General features: G+C 56.9%; 11 protein-coding genes and 2 pseudogenes. 12 read left to right on the forward strand and 1 reads right to left on the reverse strand.

Annotated features, from left to right (window positions below; all coding sequences use genetic code 11):
* Window position 1: 1 nt before the first annotated feature.
* The 8 genes from OHL13_RS04590 to OHL13_RS04625 all read left to right on the forward strand — a co-directional run bounded on the left by OHL13_RS04590 (window position 2) and on the right by OHL13_RS04625 (window position 9,624).
* Window positions 2–298 (forward strand): malonate decarboxylase subunit delta, encoded by a 297-nt coding sequence (locus OHL13_RS04590; protein ID WP_263408929.1) that lies wholly within the window; start codon window positions 2–4, stop codon window positions 296–298.
* Window positions 295–1,170 carry a biotin-independent malonate decarboxylase subunit beta gene (locus OHL13_RS04595; protein WP_263408930.1) on the forward strand — a complete coding sequence of 292 codons (876 nt, stop codon included), beginning with the start codon at window positions 295–297 and terminating at the stop codon, window positions 1,168–1,170. Before OHL13_RS04590 ends, OHL13_RS04595 begins: the two co-directional genes overlap by 4 nt.
* Window positions 1,167–2,000 carry a biotin-independent malonate decarboxylase subunit gamma gene (mdcE, locus tag OHL13_RS04600; RefSeq protein WP_263408931.1) on the forward strand — a complete coding sequence of 278 codons (834 nt, stop codon included), beginning with the start codon at window positions 1,167–1,169 and terminating at the stop codon, window positions 1,998–2,000. The genes OHL13_RS04595 and mdcE overlap by 4 nt, the downstream gene beginning before the upstream one ends.
* 4 nt (window positions 2,001–2,004) lie before the next feature.
* Complete coding sequence (locus tag OHL13_RS04605; protein WP_263408932.1) at window positions 2,005–2,952, forward strand: AEC family transporter; 948 nt, start codon at window positions 2,005–2,007, stop codon at window positions 2,950–2,952.
* A gap of 18 nt (window positions 2,953–2,970) precedes the next feature.
* On the forward strand, window positions 2,971–3,594 hold the full coding sequence (locus tag OHL13_RS04610) for a malonate decarboxylase holo-ACP synthase (protein WP_263408933.1): 624 nt from the start codon (window positions 2,971–2,973) through the stop codon (window positions 3,592–3,594).
* Window positions 3,595–3,596: 2 nt separating this feature from the next.
* Window positions 3,597–4,529 carry a malonate decarboxylase subunit epsilon gene (mdcH, locus tag OHL13_RS04615; protein WP_263408934.1) on the forward strand — a complete coding sequence of 311 codons (933 nt, stop codon included), beginning with the start codon at window positions 3,597–3,599 and terminating at the stop codon, window positions 4,527–4,529.
* A 634-nt stretch (window positions 4,530–5,163) separates the two neighbouring features.
* Entirely contained in the window at window positions 5,164–8,247 is a 3,084-nt protein-coding gene (locus OHL13_RS04620; protein ID WP_263408935.1) for a ligand-binding sensor domain-containing protein, read from the forward strand.
* Between the two features lie 345 nt (window positions 8,248–8,592).
* Window positions 8,593–9,624, forward strand: a complete 1,032-nt coding sequence (locus OHL13_RS04625) for an IS110 family RNA-guided transposase (RefSeq protein WP_263408936.1) — start codon at window positions 8,593–8,595, stop codon at window positions 9,622–9,624.
* A gap of 354 nt (window positions 9,625–9,978) precedes the next feature.
* On the opposite strand, the gene OHL13_RS04630 is transcribed toward OHL13_RS04625, so the two are convergent.
* Window positions 9,979–10,932 carry an alpha/beta fold hydrolase gene (locus tag OHL13_RS04630; RefSeq protein WP_263408937.1) on the reverse strand — a complete coding sequence of 318 codons (954 nt, stop codon included), beginning with the start codon at window positions 10,930–10,932 and terminating at the stop codon, window positions 9,979–9,981.
* A 151-nt stretch (window positions 10,933–11,083) separates the two neighbouring features.
* On the opposite strand from OHL13_RS04630, the gene OHL13_RS04635 reads away from it, so the two are divergent.
* From OHL13_RS04635 to OHL13_RS04650, 4 genes and pseudogenes are all read left to right on the forward strand, one after another.
* On the forward strand, window positions 11,084–11,578 hold the full coding sequence (locus OHL13_RS04635) for an RNA polymerase sigma factor (RefSeq protein ID WP_263408938.1): 495 nt from the start codon (window positions 11,084–11,086) through the stop codon (window positions 11,576–11,578).
* Between the two features lie 89 nt (window positions 11,579–11,667).
* On the forward strand, window positions 11,668–12,168 hold the full coding sequence (locus tag OHL13_RS04640) for a hypothetical protein (protein WP_263408939.1): 501 nt from the start codon (window positions 11,668–11,670) through the stop codon (window positions 12,166–12,168).
* Window positions 12,169–13,003: 835 nt separating this feature from the next.
* A pseudogene (locus OHL13_RS04645) lies at window positions 13,004–13,906 on the forward strand (ArdC family protein); the annotation flags it as partial.
* 2 nt (window positions 13,907–13,908) lie between these two features.
* Window positions 13,909–14,321: pseudogene (locus OHL13_RS04650) on the forward strand (DUF6908 domain-containing protein).
* The last annotated feature ends 54 nt before the right edge of the window (window positions 14,322–14,375 follow it).

Raw genomic sequence — 14,375 nt, forward strand, 5'->3', positions numbered from 1 at the left:
AATGGAAAACATGGAGTTCAAGTATCCGGAGGCAACCCGTCCTATAACCGGCCGCGCTCATGTTGGCGTCGTGGCTTCGGGCGACATGGAAGTGTTGATCGAGCCATCGCAAGCTGCCGGTGCAAGCGTATCGATCACAACCAGTGTTCAGGGCTTTCAGGGTACGTGGCAGGCCGTCTTCGACCGCTTCTTCAGCCGCTATGATGGCGCGGTTCGAATTGTAATCAACGACTCAGGGGCGACACCCGGCAGCGTCATGCTCAGGCTTCAACAGGCGGCGGAGGTACTAGGCAAATGAATACCGAAGACACGATCATGGAATTCATCCATCGCCGCAGCTTCATCGAACTCGATGCACGCGGTCGCGCGCAAAGCCTTCTCGATGAGGGCTCATTTAAAGAGCTCGCAGGACCTTTTGCCCGGATGCAGTCTCCGTGGCTCCCGATGCAGGGTGTGGCTCCTCAGTCCGATGATGGCTGCGTCGTGCTGAAGGGCAAGGTCGATGGCAAGCCAGCCGTAGTCATCTCACTCGAAGGTAAGTTCCAGGGCGGCAGCATCGGTGAGGTCTCCGGAGCAAAGATCTGCGCGGCATTGGATTTAGCGACGCGCGACTCTGTTCAAGGAACGACGACACCGGCCATCCTTTTGCTCGAGACGGGCGGCGTCCGCTTGCAGGAAGCCAACCTGGGGCTTGCTGCTGTTGCAGAGGTGATCGCCTCTGTGCTCAGCCTGCGTCCCCATGCGCCTGTCATCACGATCATTGCAGGCACGGTTGGTTGCTTCGGCGGTATGTCGCTCGTCGCGGGCCTCTCCAGTTACGTGCTCATGACACGCGAAGCCCGGCTCGGCCTGAATGGCCCCGAGGTGATTGAGCAAGAGTCCGGTGTGGACGAGTTCGATTCCAAGGACCGCGCTCTGATCTGGGCGATCGACGGTGGCGAACAGCGCGTCGGCATGGGGCTTGCAGATGCTCTGGTGCAGGACAGTGTTGAAGAATTCGCCACCGCGGTACGGAAGCTTCTCGCGAAAGGTATTCCTGCCGTTCACCGCAGCGAGCTTGTCGAGCGGTACCGGGCTCGCATTGCGGCGCTGGACGTTTCAACGCAGATTGATCCCGCCGGACTGCGCGCGCAATGGAAACAGGCGGATGTAGAAGGAGGTGTGCGATGAAGCATCAGATTGGTGTTCGTGGTCGCGAGTGGTTTCGGGCCTTGACGGGGAGCGGTACACCTCAGAGCGGCGATCCCGCCTCCGTATTGGCGTCGAAGGCATCATTGGGATCAGGCGAGGCGCTCTTTCTTTGTGTGGTGCCGAATCCCGAGAGCCGCTTTCCATGCGTTCGTGATGGACAGGTCGGACTTGAAGAAGCCTATGCCCTTGCCTCCCACATTCGTGCGCTGATTGCAGAGGACGAAGGTAAGCCACAGGAAGAGAAGCGCCCAATCATCGCAATCATCGACGTAAAGAGCCAGGCCTATGGGCGCCGTGAAGAGACGGTCGGCATCTTTCTGGCTGCAGCGACAGCAGCCGATGCTTATGCGACTGCGAGAATGAAAGGGCATCCCGTAGTCAGCTTGATCGTTGGCCACGCTTTCTCCGGCGGGTTTCTCACGCATGGCTACCAGGCAAATCGGTTGGTGGCCTTCGATGATAAAGAAGTGGTCATCCACGCGATGCATGAGGAGGCGGCAGCGCGCATCACTCGCCGCTCCGTAGCAGATCTACTTCGTCTCGGCCACGAGATTCCACCGATGTCTTATGATGTCCACGATTATGCCAAACTTGGTCTGCTCTACGAATTGCTGCACATAGAGAGTCCGGAGGAGCCGGTTGAATCAGACATCGCAAAGGTCTCCCAATCTTTGGTTAGTGCGATTGCAGACTGTGCAAACGGCGAAAGGGATCTGAGCAACCGCTGGAAGAACCCCCAGGCCAATGTCATGCGGAAGGCCGGCAACGCCGTTCGAGAGCGGATGGAACAAGAATGGCTGGGGGCATGATCCGATGGCGCCAGCCTTAGCCAATGCACTCGTACCCATCTTCGTTGGTCTCCTGCTTGGTTACTGGGGGGGCAAACGGGGATGGCTCGACATCAAAGGAGTAACTGCGCTCATCGCAGTCGTGATGAACGTTGCCGTGCCGTGTGCGATGTTCTCTGCGATCATCCGTACACCGTGGCCCGCGGTCGCTCGCGCTGCGAGCGCCTGCTGGATCATTGCATTAGCCTTCCTCGTCATCTATACCGCAACCTACCTGATTGCTTTGCGAAGCGGCAAGGTTTCGCTGAGCGAATCAGCGGTGCTGGCCTTGACGATTGGATTTCCAAACTGTGCAGCCGTTGCGATCTCCTTGCTCTCCGATTTGTATGGTCCATCGTCAAGGGTGCTTGCTTCGCTATCCATCGCGGTAGGAGCACTGACGATCTCTCCCATCACGCTTGCGATTCTGGAGATGCAGGCGAACCCTGAGAACCGAGGCTTTGATGTTCGCAAGTTCCTGAAGTGCATCCTGCTCTCCTTCAAACGTCCGGTGGTGTGGGCGCCACTTGTTGCGCTGCTGCTGCTGGCAGTTCACGTCTCGCTGCCACCCTTCGCGCTTTCGAGTCTGGGCGTGCTGGGAAATGCTTCAACAGGAACGGCGCTCCTGTTGACGGGACTCATCCTCTCGGAGCAGAAGTTGAAGATCAACCTTGGAGCCATCATCTCGTCGCTGGCGAAGATCGTTGTGCAGCCGCTCCTCGCTCTCGGAATCTGTCTTCTGCTGCATATGGAAATAAGCACAGTACGGCAGGTGACGATGATCTGCGCGATCCCCGCCGGATTCTTTGGGCTGGTTTTTGGCAAACGCTTCCAGGCGGCGCCTGCGGTTGCCGGTTCCGCTCTAATTCTGACTTATGTGCTTAGTCTTGCGACTCTACCCTTATGGGCAGTTATCGTCACCTACATTCACTAACGCGTTTCGAGGTTCAAGATGGGTTCGCCACTCGTACACGACCTGATTCGAATCCATGCTGGCTCTGTGAGTCCTGCATGTGTGGCTAAGCCGGATTGGGTCGAGCAGAGTCTCGAGAGGAGTCCGTGGGTCGTGGTGCGTCGAGCGGAAACGACTGCCGGACGCATCGCCGTCGGCGTTCGTGGACACGAGCGCAACCAGCGCTGGGGCGGCTTCATCCAGCAACAGCAAGTAGAGCAGCTTGTCGCACCCGCAGAGTTGAGATTGAAGGATCTTCCCCATTCACGCTCCGGCCTACCAGCCTCCCGCGCCCTGCGGACGCTTGAACAGGCTCTCGCTTGTTTTGACCTTGATTGGGGCCCAGGCGGCAGCGTGGCATTTGAACTTGCGAGCGGACAGGAGACCGTAGGCATCGCTAGTGATCTCGACCTTGTGGTGAGATCTCCTGAGCGTCTGGATCGGGCGAATGCTGCAGAGCTTCTGGATGTGGTATCCAAGGCGCCGGGCCGAGTCGATGTGCGGCTAGAGACTCCTGTGGGTGGGTTTGCCTTGGAGGAGTATTGCCGCTCCTCAGCAGGTCCGCTGTTGGTACGCACTTCGACTGGCAGCCTGCTTCTGCAAGATCCTTGGGAGATGCCCTAACCATGATGGCTGCGTTTCTCTTTCCAGGTCAGGGTGCTCAGCGCCCAGGTATGCTGCACCAGCTTCCTCGTCATGAGGTCGTCGAAAACACCCTTGCCGAAGTAACCAGCGCGCTGGGTGACCACATCACAAAATTTGACACGTCAGAAGCGCTCCAGTCCACGGTAGCGACGCAACTTAGCCTGCTTGCGGCAGGGGTTGCAACTGCACGTTATCTTCAGGCACAGGGTATCGACCCCACGGTGGTACTGGGAATGTCAGTAGGAGCCTTCGCTGCTGCCGTGACCGCAGGTGTGATTTCACTTCACGATGCTGTATTGCTGGTGAAGGAGCGCGCCGAGCTCATGCAGGGGCTCTTTCCCAAAGATTATGGGATGGCCGCGATCGTTGGCCTCAGCGAATCACAGGTGCAGCAGATCACCGAGACCGTGTATACCGACAAAGCTCCCGTCTTTGTGACGAACATTAATGCCGCGAAGCAGATCGTAACGGCGGGAGCACGGGCCGGCTTGAGTCAGCTCATCGAGCGAGCCGAAGCAATGGGAGCACAACGCGCCGAACTGCTGAACGTATCCGTTCCGTCACATTGTCGCCTGTTAGAGCCCGTAGCTTCTGCGTTACGAGAACGCTTGCAAGCCGTTTCCCTAAGCAGGCCAAATTGTACTTACATCTCCAACGTGCAGGCCCGCGCAACTTACACGGCAAAGGGCGTTCAGTCCGATCTGGCGAACAATATCGCACACGGTGTTCGCTGGAGTGATGCAACCGAAGTAGCCGTAGAACTGGGCTGCGATCTCTTTCTCGAAATGCAGCCGGGGCACGCTCTCACGGATCTCATTCATCAAGCTCATCCAGGTAGCGAAGCAATGGCAATCACAGATGCCATGATGTCTCGCATCCTCAGAATGACCACAAAGGCTTCCGGCCAATCATGATGAGGCGCATTCAAAAGAATCTTGCCGGGTAGGGCAAGAGCGACTTGCCGAAAATAGCGAATGAGAAACGCGTATCTCGTAATTAGGACTTTTCAATCATCGAAAATCGTCCGGTCACATTTCGAGGTGGGGCCGGCATGTTGGCGTATACCGAGGATCGGAGCAAGTGGATCGGCAGTGTCCTTTCCGATCTCCTGGGCCTCCCGATTTCCCGCTGTAGAGCGATTACTTCTCGGTGAGCGTTAAATCGCCATTCGACGCACAGTCTGGACAGACAGCGCATCAACTATCGCCTGCCGCAAAGATATGCGACAGGATTGGCAATGGTTGAGTCGTGGTGGATATGGCATTTCTCTAGGACTGTCTGAACTGTGATGCACACCTGTAATGGATCTGTTTTTGGGATCTCGAAGAGGTGCAGGAAAGCGACTTCGCAAGCCGTAGCAGACAGTTACTTTAGTCTCGTTTCGCTATTCGTTCTATATCTATACTTAATCGCTCGTTAATCTGATTTGCCAAGACGCTATTGTGTGGGCCGTCAGGGCGATGGACCTTACCGATGAATGCGATAAGTGAGGTAACGGGCGTAATCGCGAGGGTGACACCGACCGAGAAGACAGCAGAGGTGCGCTTTATGGGAGTGTTTGATTTCGGAGTGTTGGCGGCGCTCGTGGCGGGCCTTGTAGTCCTGCCCTCTGGAGTTGCGGCACAGCGTTGGGAGAGTGTTGCCGATTCGGTCTTTAAGCATCCCATCTCCGATACCACCCTTCCGAATTCACCTGTCCTAGCAATTGCACAGGATCACGATGGCTTTCTTTGGATCGGAACAGAAGGTGGGGTGGCACGATGGGACGGCTACCGCTATCGCATCTATCAGTCGGATGCCAAGAATCCGGGAAGCTTACCCGATAACTACATCCAGAGCCTGCACGTTGATAAACGTGGCAATCTCTGGATTGCGACGCTTAGTGGTGGCCTCTCGCGTTATGATCGCCTCAATGATCGTTTCATAAACTACTCAACCGGTCCAGGTGGGTTGAGCAGCGTCGATGTTCTCGCAATTACCGACGATGGCAAGGGGGGCGTCTGGGTAGCAACAAATCAAGGACTCGATGACGTCGACCCGGAACGTGGTGTTATTGGGCATCTGCGCCATAACGACGCGGACTCAACCAGTCTTCCGGATAACAAAGTGCGGGCAGTTCTTACGGATCGTGAAGGACGTCTCTGGATTGGTACGCACAGTGGCGCTGTTCGCCAGGATGCATCAGGATCGCCCTTCGTAAGGGTATCCCTACCCGGGCTCCAGAACCAGAGCTCCGCCGTGATCTGCATGCACGAAGATGCCAGCGGTCGGATGTGGCTCGGCACCACACATGGCGCGTACGTCGTCCAGCCGGGATCGCATTCCAGCGTTCTGGTCCCACGATTTGTCGAAGCGTCGAGGGCGGAAACAGTTCAATCGATGGCTGAAGGCAGGCCTGGGGAAATGTGGCTCGGGACCTATGGAAACGGCATCCTGATTGTTAACGAAGCCACCTTCGGAGTCCGAAACGTCCGCCACGATCCGCTTCTTCCGCAGAGCCTTGACGAAGATACCGTCTGGGCAATTTTCCGCGACAAAGTTGGCGATATGTGGACGGGGACCAATCGCGGATTTTCCCACAACAACCCAAATCAATCGGCAATCATGACCGTCTTCGGCGTCCTCACCCGGACCAAAGGCTTGTCAGATACCGATGTGGAGTCGGTATTGTCTATGTCCAACGGGCAACTGTGGTTGGGCCTCGGTGCAAAAGGTGTGGACATTCTCGACCCAGTTGCTGGGCGAGTCGGCCAGATGAGGCTTGGGATCGATGGGACTGGAAAGACGAGGGAATTGAGTGAAGTCCGCGGTCTCGTCTCCGCCGGAGCTGACGAAGTGTACTTATGCGCCCGCAGCGGTCTTTATCGAAAAACGCCGCAGGACGCGTTTCCGGTTCGGATTGAGTTGCCAGGAAGTAATTCCGTACAGGCAGCAGCGTATTTACCCCAGACCCGAACAGTCTGGATCGGCACCATCGGGGATGGGCTTTGGTCTATCCGTTCCAACGAGCATGGGCGGGTGTCCGCGCAACATTTTGAGGGCTCCAGTAAACTGGCCGATTCCCGAGTCTCGGTCATTACTCCAGGGTCCGCCGGCTCCCTCTGGATCGGTACCTACAATGGTCTTGATCGTCTAGATCCCGCGACGGGCTCAATTGAACACATAAGAGTAGAGCCTGAAACGGCGACGGCAATCGCGGCACCCTATGTCAGTTCCCTTATGAATGATCGCCAAGGTCGACTTTGGGTCGGGATGCAGAACGGTGGTATCTCCATCTTGGAGGGTCGCACTCCGGACGGACATCCGCGCTTTCGCCACCTTGGTCTGCCTGAAGGACTGCCAAATCTCAATGTCGACAAGATTTTGCAGGCACCGTCAGGAGCTGTATGGGCCGCGACTGACAACGGATTGGCGGTCATCGATCCGAAGCAGTTCACTGTCCGAGTGCTCGGAGAGGCAGAAGGTGGAGTCATTCCCAGCTATTGGATTAATGCGGGTGCCACCACTGCGGACGGCGTGCTTGCTTTTGGCGGAGCCGGGGGCCTCAGCTTGGTTCTGCCGGACAATTTGAAGAATTACGCTTACCATCCTTCGATTGTTGTGACTGACATTCGGATTGGCGGCAAACCAGAGCCCTGGGGACGATTTGGCAGTGGTGGCGCGATCGGGACGATCGAAATTTCTCCGGACGCCAATAGCGTCACTGTGGAATTCGCCGCTCTTGACTATTCGGCACCGGAACGAAATCGCTATAGCTACTGGCTCGAAGGGTATGACCACACCTGGAATGAAACCGATTCGAGGCACCGGGTTGCGGCGTATACCAATTTGCCACCCGGACACTATGTCTTGCACCTACGCGGCTCGAATCGTGATGGTATCTGGACAGAATCCCAGTTATCCCTGCCGATTCGAGTCTTGCCGACGTGGTATCAGACGGTATGGTTCAAGATTGCCGGGTTGATAGCTCTCTTCGGGATGGGCTTCCTCTTCGTGCAGACTCGTACAGCGTATTTGCGTGCTCGTCAGCGGGAGCTTGAACGACAGGTCGCCAGTCAAACGGCCGAATTGCGGAAGCGCGAGCACCAGCTTGAGCAAATGGCCTATTCCGATCCCCTGACGGGGCTGCCGAACCGGCGAATGTTTACTGAGCACTTCAATCAAGTCTCAGCACTTATGCGTCGACAGGAAGGAAAATTTGCCCTGCTGCTCATCGACCTGGACCGATTCAAGCAGATCAATGACACGCTAGGCCATGATGCTGGTGACGCACTTCTGATTGAAGCTGCTAGCCGGCTCAAGGCCGCAGTGAGGGAGTCGGATCACGTCTTCCGGCTGGGAGGGGATGAATTTGCAGTTCTCGAGGTTGGTTTTACGGAACCATCCTCAGTTGAGATGATCTGCCGCAGAATTACGCGGTCATTCGAAAAACTTGTCACGGTCAATGGGGCATCAATGAACACCAGCCCCAGTATCGGCGTCGCTACATTTCCTGTTGATGGAGAATCGCTTGAAGAACTCTATAAAATCGCCGACATGGCTCTCTATCAGGCAAAGGGGGCCGGACGAAACACCTGGCATTGGAAGGGATACCCGACTAGCAACTCGGACGATGCCCCCAAAAGCAGCTGACTCATCGCAACGAATACCCTCGCAATTTAGAGCATGTCTCATGCATTGGTCGCAAATGTCCCAATGTTAGCCTCAGCCAGAGTGGACTTCTCGGCCAGAAGCCCCTCAGAACTGCCAACCCTCGATGATTTGAAATCTATGCTATTTCCTACCGTCGATTGGTGCATTGTCATCGCCTAGTCACTCACCGAAGCTAGGCTCGCTGAGTGCATTGGCCTGTTGTCGCCAATTGAGACCGGGCCGAGCAGATTACTGATGATAAGCCGACTAATGAGATGGTCCGCCGCTGTAACTCTCCGCTGAGGCGGAGTATGGACGCAGCGGTTTCTAAGGAGGATCATCGATATGCAGATTCGTTCCGTTGGCATTGATTTGGGCAAGACGACGTTTCACCTTGTTGCGTCGGGAGCATCGGGCAAGGTTCTGGTGAAGAAGAAGTTCACGCAGAAGCAGTTGCTGGCGTTCACCGCTAACATGCAGCAGTCACTGATCGGTCTTGAGGCATGTGCGGGAGCGCATTTCCTTGGACGGGCCTTGAAGGAGCAGGGCCATGATGTCAGGCTGATCGCGGCTCAGTTCGTGAAGCCGTTTGTGAAGTCCAACAAGAACGACTTCGTCGATGCGGAGGCTATCGCTGAAGCTGTCGAGCGCAAGAACATGCGTTTCGTTCCGATCAAGACGGATGACCAGCTCGACCTGCAGGCGATGCACCGGATTCGCGATCGGCTTGTCTCCCGGCGCACAGCAGTCATCAACCAGATACGAGCCTTTCTGCTTGAGCGCGGCATGGTCTTTGCGCAGAAGCCCGCGAAGCTGAAGGCCGGGATGGCCGACGTGCTCGAGAACGCGGACAACGCGCTGACGCCGATGATGCGCAACCTGACCGCCATACTTTGGGATGAGTGGAAGACTGTCGAGCAGCAGATCGATGAGTTAACCGACAGGCTCGAACAGATCGCTGCGAGTGACGCCGGTTGCTGCCGTATCCGGCAGATCCCCGGCATCGGCCCCATCGTAGCGACGGCTATCGTTGCCGCCATCGGCAACGGTGCGGCATTCCGCAAGGGACGAGACTTCGCAGCGTGGCTCGGACTCGTTCCAAGGCAGTACTCGACCGGAGGCAAGGCCAAGCTGTTGGGTATCAGCAAGCGCGGCAACATCTACCTGCGCAAGGTTCTCATTCATGGTGCGCGAGCTGCCGCGATGCGCATAAAACGAGATCGCTTTCCGATTGGCGCATGGATGAACGCGCTCGAAGCACGAGCGCCACGCAACGTGCTGGTCGTCGCTATGGCCAACAAGCTCGCACGTATCGTCTGGGCTGTGCTCTCCAGCGGTGAAGATTACAGGCCTGCCGTGAGCATCGCGGCAGCATGAGATAGAGCGGAAAAGACGCCTGCGGCTTGGAAGCGCTACGCGCTTCCACTTTACTGCTCTACGACGACTTTCCCCACCGAGGTCTGCATAGGAACAGTACGGACGAAAGAACAGTCACAACGGCGCATCTGAAACCTGCTCCTGATAAGGGTCTTCAACGACCGACCGACTTGTAAGGACAGATGCGCAGCGGAACTCATCCTGGCCAGGAGCACGCGGCTCCATCAAAGGCCGAATACATTGCCGCAGACTTGTCTCTCGACCAAACTCAACCTTGCAATCACGCGGCGGACCATACATTATGAGGACTAACCGAACAGCAAGAATTCCCGAACCTCGGGAGCCACACTTATATTAATTACCAAGAAAATGCTCGATCGCTTCCTGGAACTTCGCGGGCTGGTCGAGCATTACCATATGCGCCGAAGGGCCTATCCCGACATAGGTGATCTGCTGAACGGCCGCATACTGCTGACGAAAGAATGAGTCGACACGCTCCTTGAGTGGATACGTGTTATTCCACGCGTAGACGACAGTCACCTTCGCGCGGATCGCAGCCAGTTCGGGGCGCACGTCGGTAGTAAGGTTCTCGTAGAGCGCCTGTGCCGTCACGCGGGGATCGGCAGTCGTCGCCCACTCCTTTATCCTGGCGTGGTTCTCGGGATTCAGTGTCAAGCGCGCAATGCTCGCTTCCAAAGCGGCAGGGTTTGCCGGCTTGCCGTACTCGGCGGCCGTCGTATCACGCATCTGCGCTGCCCGCGGTTCGACCATCGAAATCGTAACATCGGTGCCAGGTGGGGCCAGCATCACCGCAGCGAAGGGCAGCTCATCGACGATCATCAGCCGTTCCAGATTCGCCGGATGTCGTGCCGCAAGCAGGAGCCCCGCGATTCCCCCCATGGAGTGACCGACAACAGCAACATGGGTGAGTTTGCGGCTGCGAATCAGCTCATCAAGATCGGCCACAATTCCCGTCAGGATACCTGGCTTGAGATTCGCTCCCGGAGCATCTCCGCCGAACCCATTGACCTGCACCAGGTAAACCCGGTGGGTCTTCGCGAGTTCGGGTGCTATTCCATCCCATACAGCACGTGGACTGGATAGACCCGGGATCAGGAACACCGGGCTTCCGGCCGTTCCCATCACTTTTACGGAGAGGTGATCCGTTTGGTAAGTCGATGGAGCGGCCAGAAGATCACTCTTGTCACGTACAGCTTTCTGCGCAGGAGCTTGATACGCGAGGAGGACGAACAACATGGCGATGAGTCTGGCAAAGATGGCACGAGCATTGACAAAGGGCGTTTTCATGACTGTACAGTCGCGCGGCGCCGAAACTTCTTACAGGTTGTCGATTCAAACGTCTGTCTCACAGGATTTTGTCTGTAAGATTCTGCCGGTGTCAGCGACTGTATTGAAGACTGTATGAAATGGTGACTACGACGGAAGATAAGGGTTGGATGTGAGCACTGGGGTCAAGCTAGAGGAGATCGTTGAGGTCCATGCCGCCATGGTGCGCCGCATTGCGACGGTGTATGAGCACCATCCCGACAGGGTCGATGACCTTGTGCAGGATATCTGGATCGCCGTTTGGCAAGCATTGCCCCGCTTGAATGACCCTACGATGCTGAAGAGCTACATCGCCCGCATTACACAGAACATCTGTGTCACCCATGTCCGGCGCGCTCTTGTGCGGCAGACCCAACCGCTGAGCGATACCTTACCCGATCTTGCCCCTGCTCCCGACGAAGCCACGACTCATGCCATCCGTCTAACCCGCCTGATCGAAGCAGTGCGGAGCCTTCCGGAGAGCCTCAAGGCCGTTACAACCCTCTATCTCGAAGACATGCCGATCAAGGACATTGCCGTGGCGCTGGGCATAAGCGAAGGTAACGTCTCTGTGCGGCTCCATCGTGCGAAATCCGCTATCAGGCTCAGCCTCGGAGATCTTTTATGATGCCTCTACCCTCACAGGACCCGTTAGCTGCCCTTTGGCAAACAGCCCCAAAGTCCGATACGTCCTCTCTCATACAGGATTTACAGCGCGTGAACCGGCACCACCAGCGGCTCTACCGGATCGTATTTGTGATCCTGTGCGGTACAGGCCTCCTGCTAATCTTCGATGCAGTCACGGAACGTTCCATGGCGCACGGTGCGCTCGCTGTGATCTGGATTCTTGGTCTGGTACTCGGCGTCGCCCGGTACCGGCGCGCCCGCTGTAACCGCGCAGAAGCGATCACGTTTGATACGGTTCGCCTATTGAGATTCATGATCGCTCGGGCCCAAAAAGATCTGCGTATCGCACGGTGTCTTTATGCTGGAGCCCCCTGCGGCGCTGTGGCTGGCTTCATCATGGCAAGGCTGACCGGCTTCGGAGCAGCACCGAACGCAACCGCCGTCTCTCCGCACGTGTACTTGATTCGGACAGGCGCGGCCTTGGCTGCTCTGATTGCCATGATGGCAATCGGCCTTGTTGTGGCGCGCGACAGACGCCTGCAAGTTCAAGAGCTCAGAGAAAAACTGAGATCCATTCACGAAGACATGTAAGTTCTGCGGCGGTGGCGCGACTGGAGTACTGACGCCTGCACCATGGCAGACGCTCTGTTTCTTCGGGAGAACCCAATGCTCAGAAAAACCAGCAAAAACATCATCCTGGCCTTATGTGTAAGCGGCATCCCCATTGCGGTTGCGCTCTATAAACGTCATACAGCTTCGTCAGTGCCCTTAGAGGCCTTCTACATCATCGCGGCAGCCGTATTCTTTCTGTTGAGATGCAGGATTTGTAGAAAGCAGTGCGGAGCATAGGTATGCTCGGCACGTTGGATGTCCTATTCGCTTCCAGCAAGCGATTCATGTCCAGTTCGATTGATCCTGAGAAACGCCGTTCTCATCAGTTGAGACCTCGGTGAGCGAGAAATCGCCAACTCACTCATTTAGCCGTGATCGGCAAGCGGAATCGGATTCCGCCAGTGAAGTTCTTTGGCTGAGATCAGCAATCCGTCTGCTTTCATGATCTCGCTGCGCTCCCTCTGAAAAGAGAAATATCCCCTCTGGACACCCCTAAAGAGAAAAGAAAAGTCTAGACAAGCGAGAGAGAATCTCTGCGGGCCGTTCCCGCCCGCAACGCCCACCCTGAGATAGCTGTGCGCCGCTGCGCACGAATAACGAAGACAAGCCTCGCTAAGGGGCTCTGCCCCGATCGCGCTCTCCAAGGCCATCTGCCCTCCGGGTTTTGGCTCCCCCGCAAGCGGTCCCCCCAAAAAGCTGTGCTCGAAGACCTTTCCGTTTGCTACCCCCGCCTTCGCCAGGAGGCGTTCGGCATGTACATGCCGCGTTTCAACGCGGACGTGCAAAAGCCAAAGCCGACCAAGGAGCAGACATCATGACCACCGCAGCCGCCAACCCCATCGACAGCAAGAAGCCCAGCACCAAGCAGGAACTCATCACCGCCAACGTCAAACTCTTGATTGAGCAGTTGGAGGCCGGACACTCCGACGCCCTGACCAACTACCTCACCGCTATGAGCCGCTTCCATAACTACAGCTTTGGAAACGTGCTGGAGATTGCGCGGCAGATGCCCACCGCAACCCGTGTTGCCGGATTCTGGACGTGGAAGCAGCTTGGCCGCAATGTAAAGGCCGGACAGAAAGGCATTCGTATCCTTGCCCCGATTGTTGGCGTACGCCGTAAGAAGGACGAGGAGGCCAACAAGGACATCACCAAGCAGAATGAGCGCGTCTTAGTTGGGTTTCGCAATGCCTACGTCTTCGACGTTTCGCAGACCGAAGGCGCAGAGCTACCCGAGATGCGCGGAATTTCCGGCGACCCCGGCGAGAACTCGGAACGGTTGGCCGCTTTCGTTCGCTCACGCGGCATCACGCTTGTCTATAACGCCAACATTGCTCCCGCACTTGGCATGAGCTACGGCGGACGCATCGCGATCCTGCCGGGACAGTCCAAGGCCGAGGAGTTTTCAACGCTGGTGCATGAGACAGCGCACGAGCTGCTGCACAAGGCAGAGCGGCGCACGGCAACCACCAAGACCGTGCGCGAAACCGAAGCCGAGGCCGTGGCCTTTGTCGTCGGAAAGGCCGTGGGTTTGGTGACGGGTTCCGCCTCCGCCGATTACATCCACCTCTATCACGGCAACGCATCCTTGCTGGCGGAGAGCTTGGAAGTCATTCAGCAGACCGCCGCTGTCATCCTTGCAGCGTTGGAGCCACCTGCTGAGGATGAAGAAGAAGAGACAACTTCCACCGAGGCCCCGGAACTCGCGGAGGTGGCGGCATGGAGACCATCCTTGCCATCCTGCATAAGGCCGGAGGTTGGCGACCCAATCTCTACGTCAAGATTGAGAACCCGCCCTATCTGCCGTTGGTCATCGAAGCGGCGGACGAGTCGGGCCGCTCGGTTTGCCCGCGCTCTCTGTCGCCCATTACGGCGAACAGAATGGCGATGCCATGCGCGACCCGGAGATGTGTTTTGAGTTGGGCTTCGCCGGGGGCGCACACCTGATTCCGTACTACTGGCGCAATGACTACGTTGCGGTCGAGCAGTGGAGCCGCAACATCATCCGCGACCACTATGTAGCCCTTCTGGAGTTGCAGAAGCAGCACGAGAAGTTCGCGGAGACATGGGACAACAATCTCCGCTTGCAGGGCTACGAAGCCGCCTTCACGGACAAGTGCATTCTCGGCTAGTCCGCTCTTTTGGAGCGGAACCATGCCCGACCTGTGCCGCTCTGTGACCATCCC

The sequence above is a fragment of the Terriglobus tenax genome, from assembly GCF_025685395.1.
Classification (GTDB): domain Bacteria; phylum Acidobacteriota; class Terriglobia; order Terriglobales; family Acidobacteriaceae; genus Terriglobus; species Terriglobus tenax.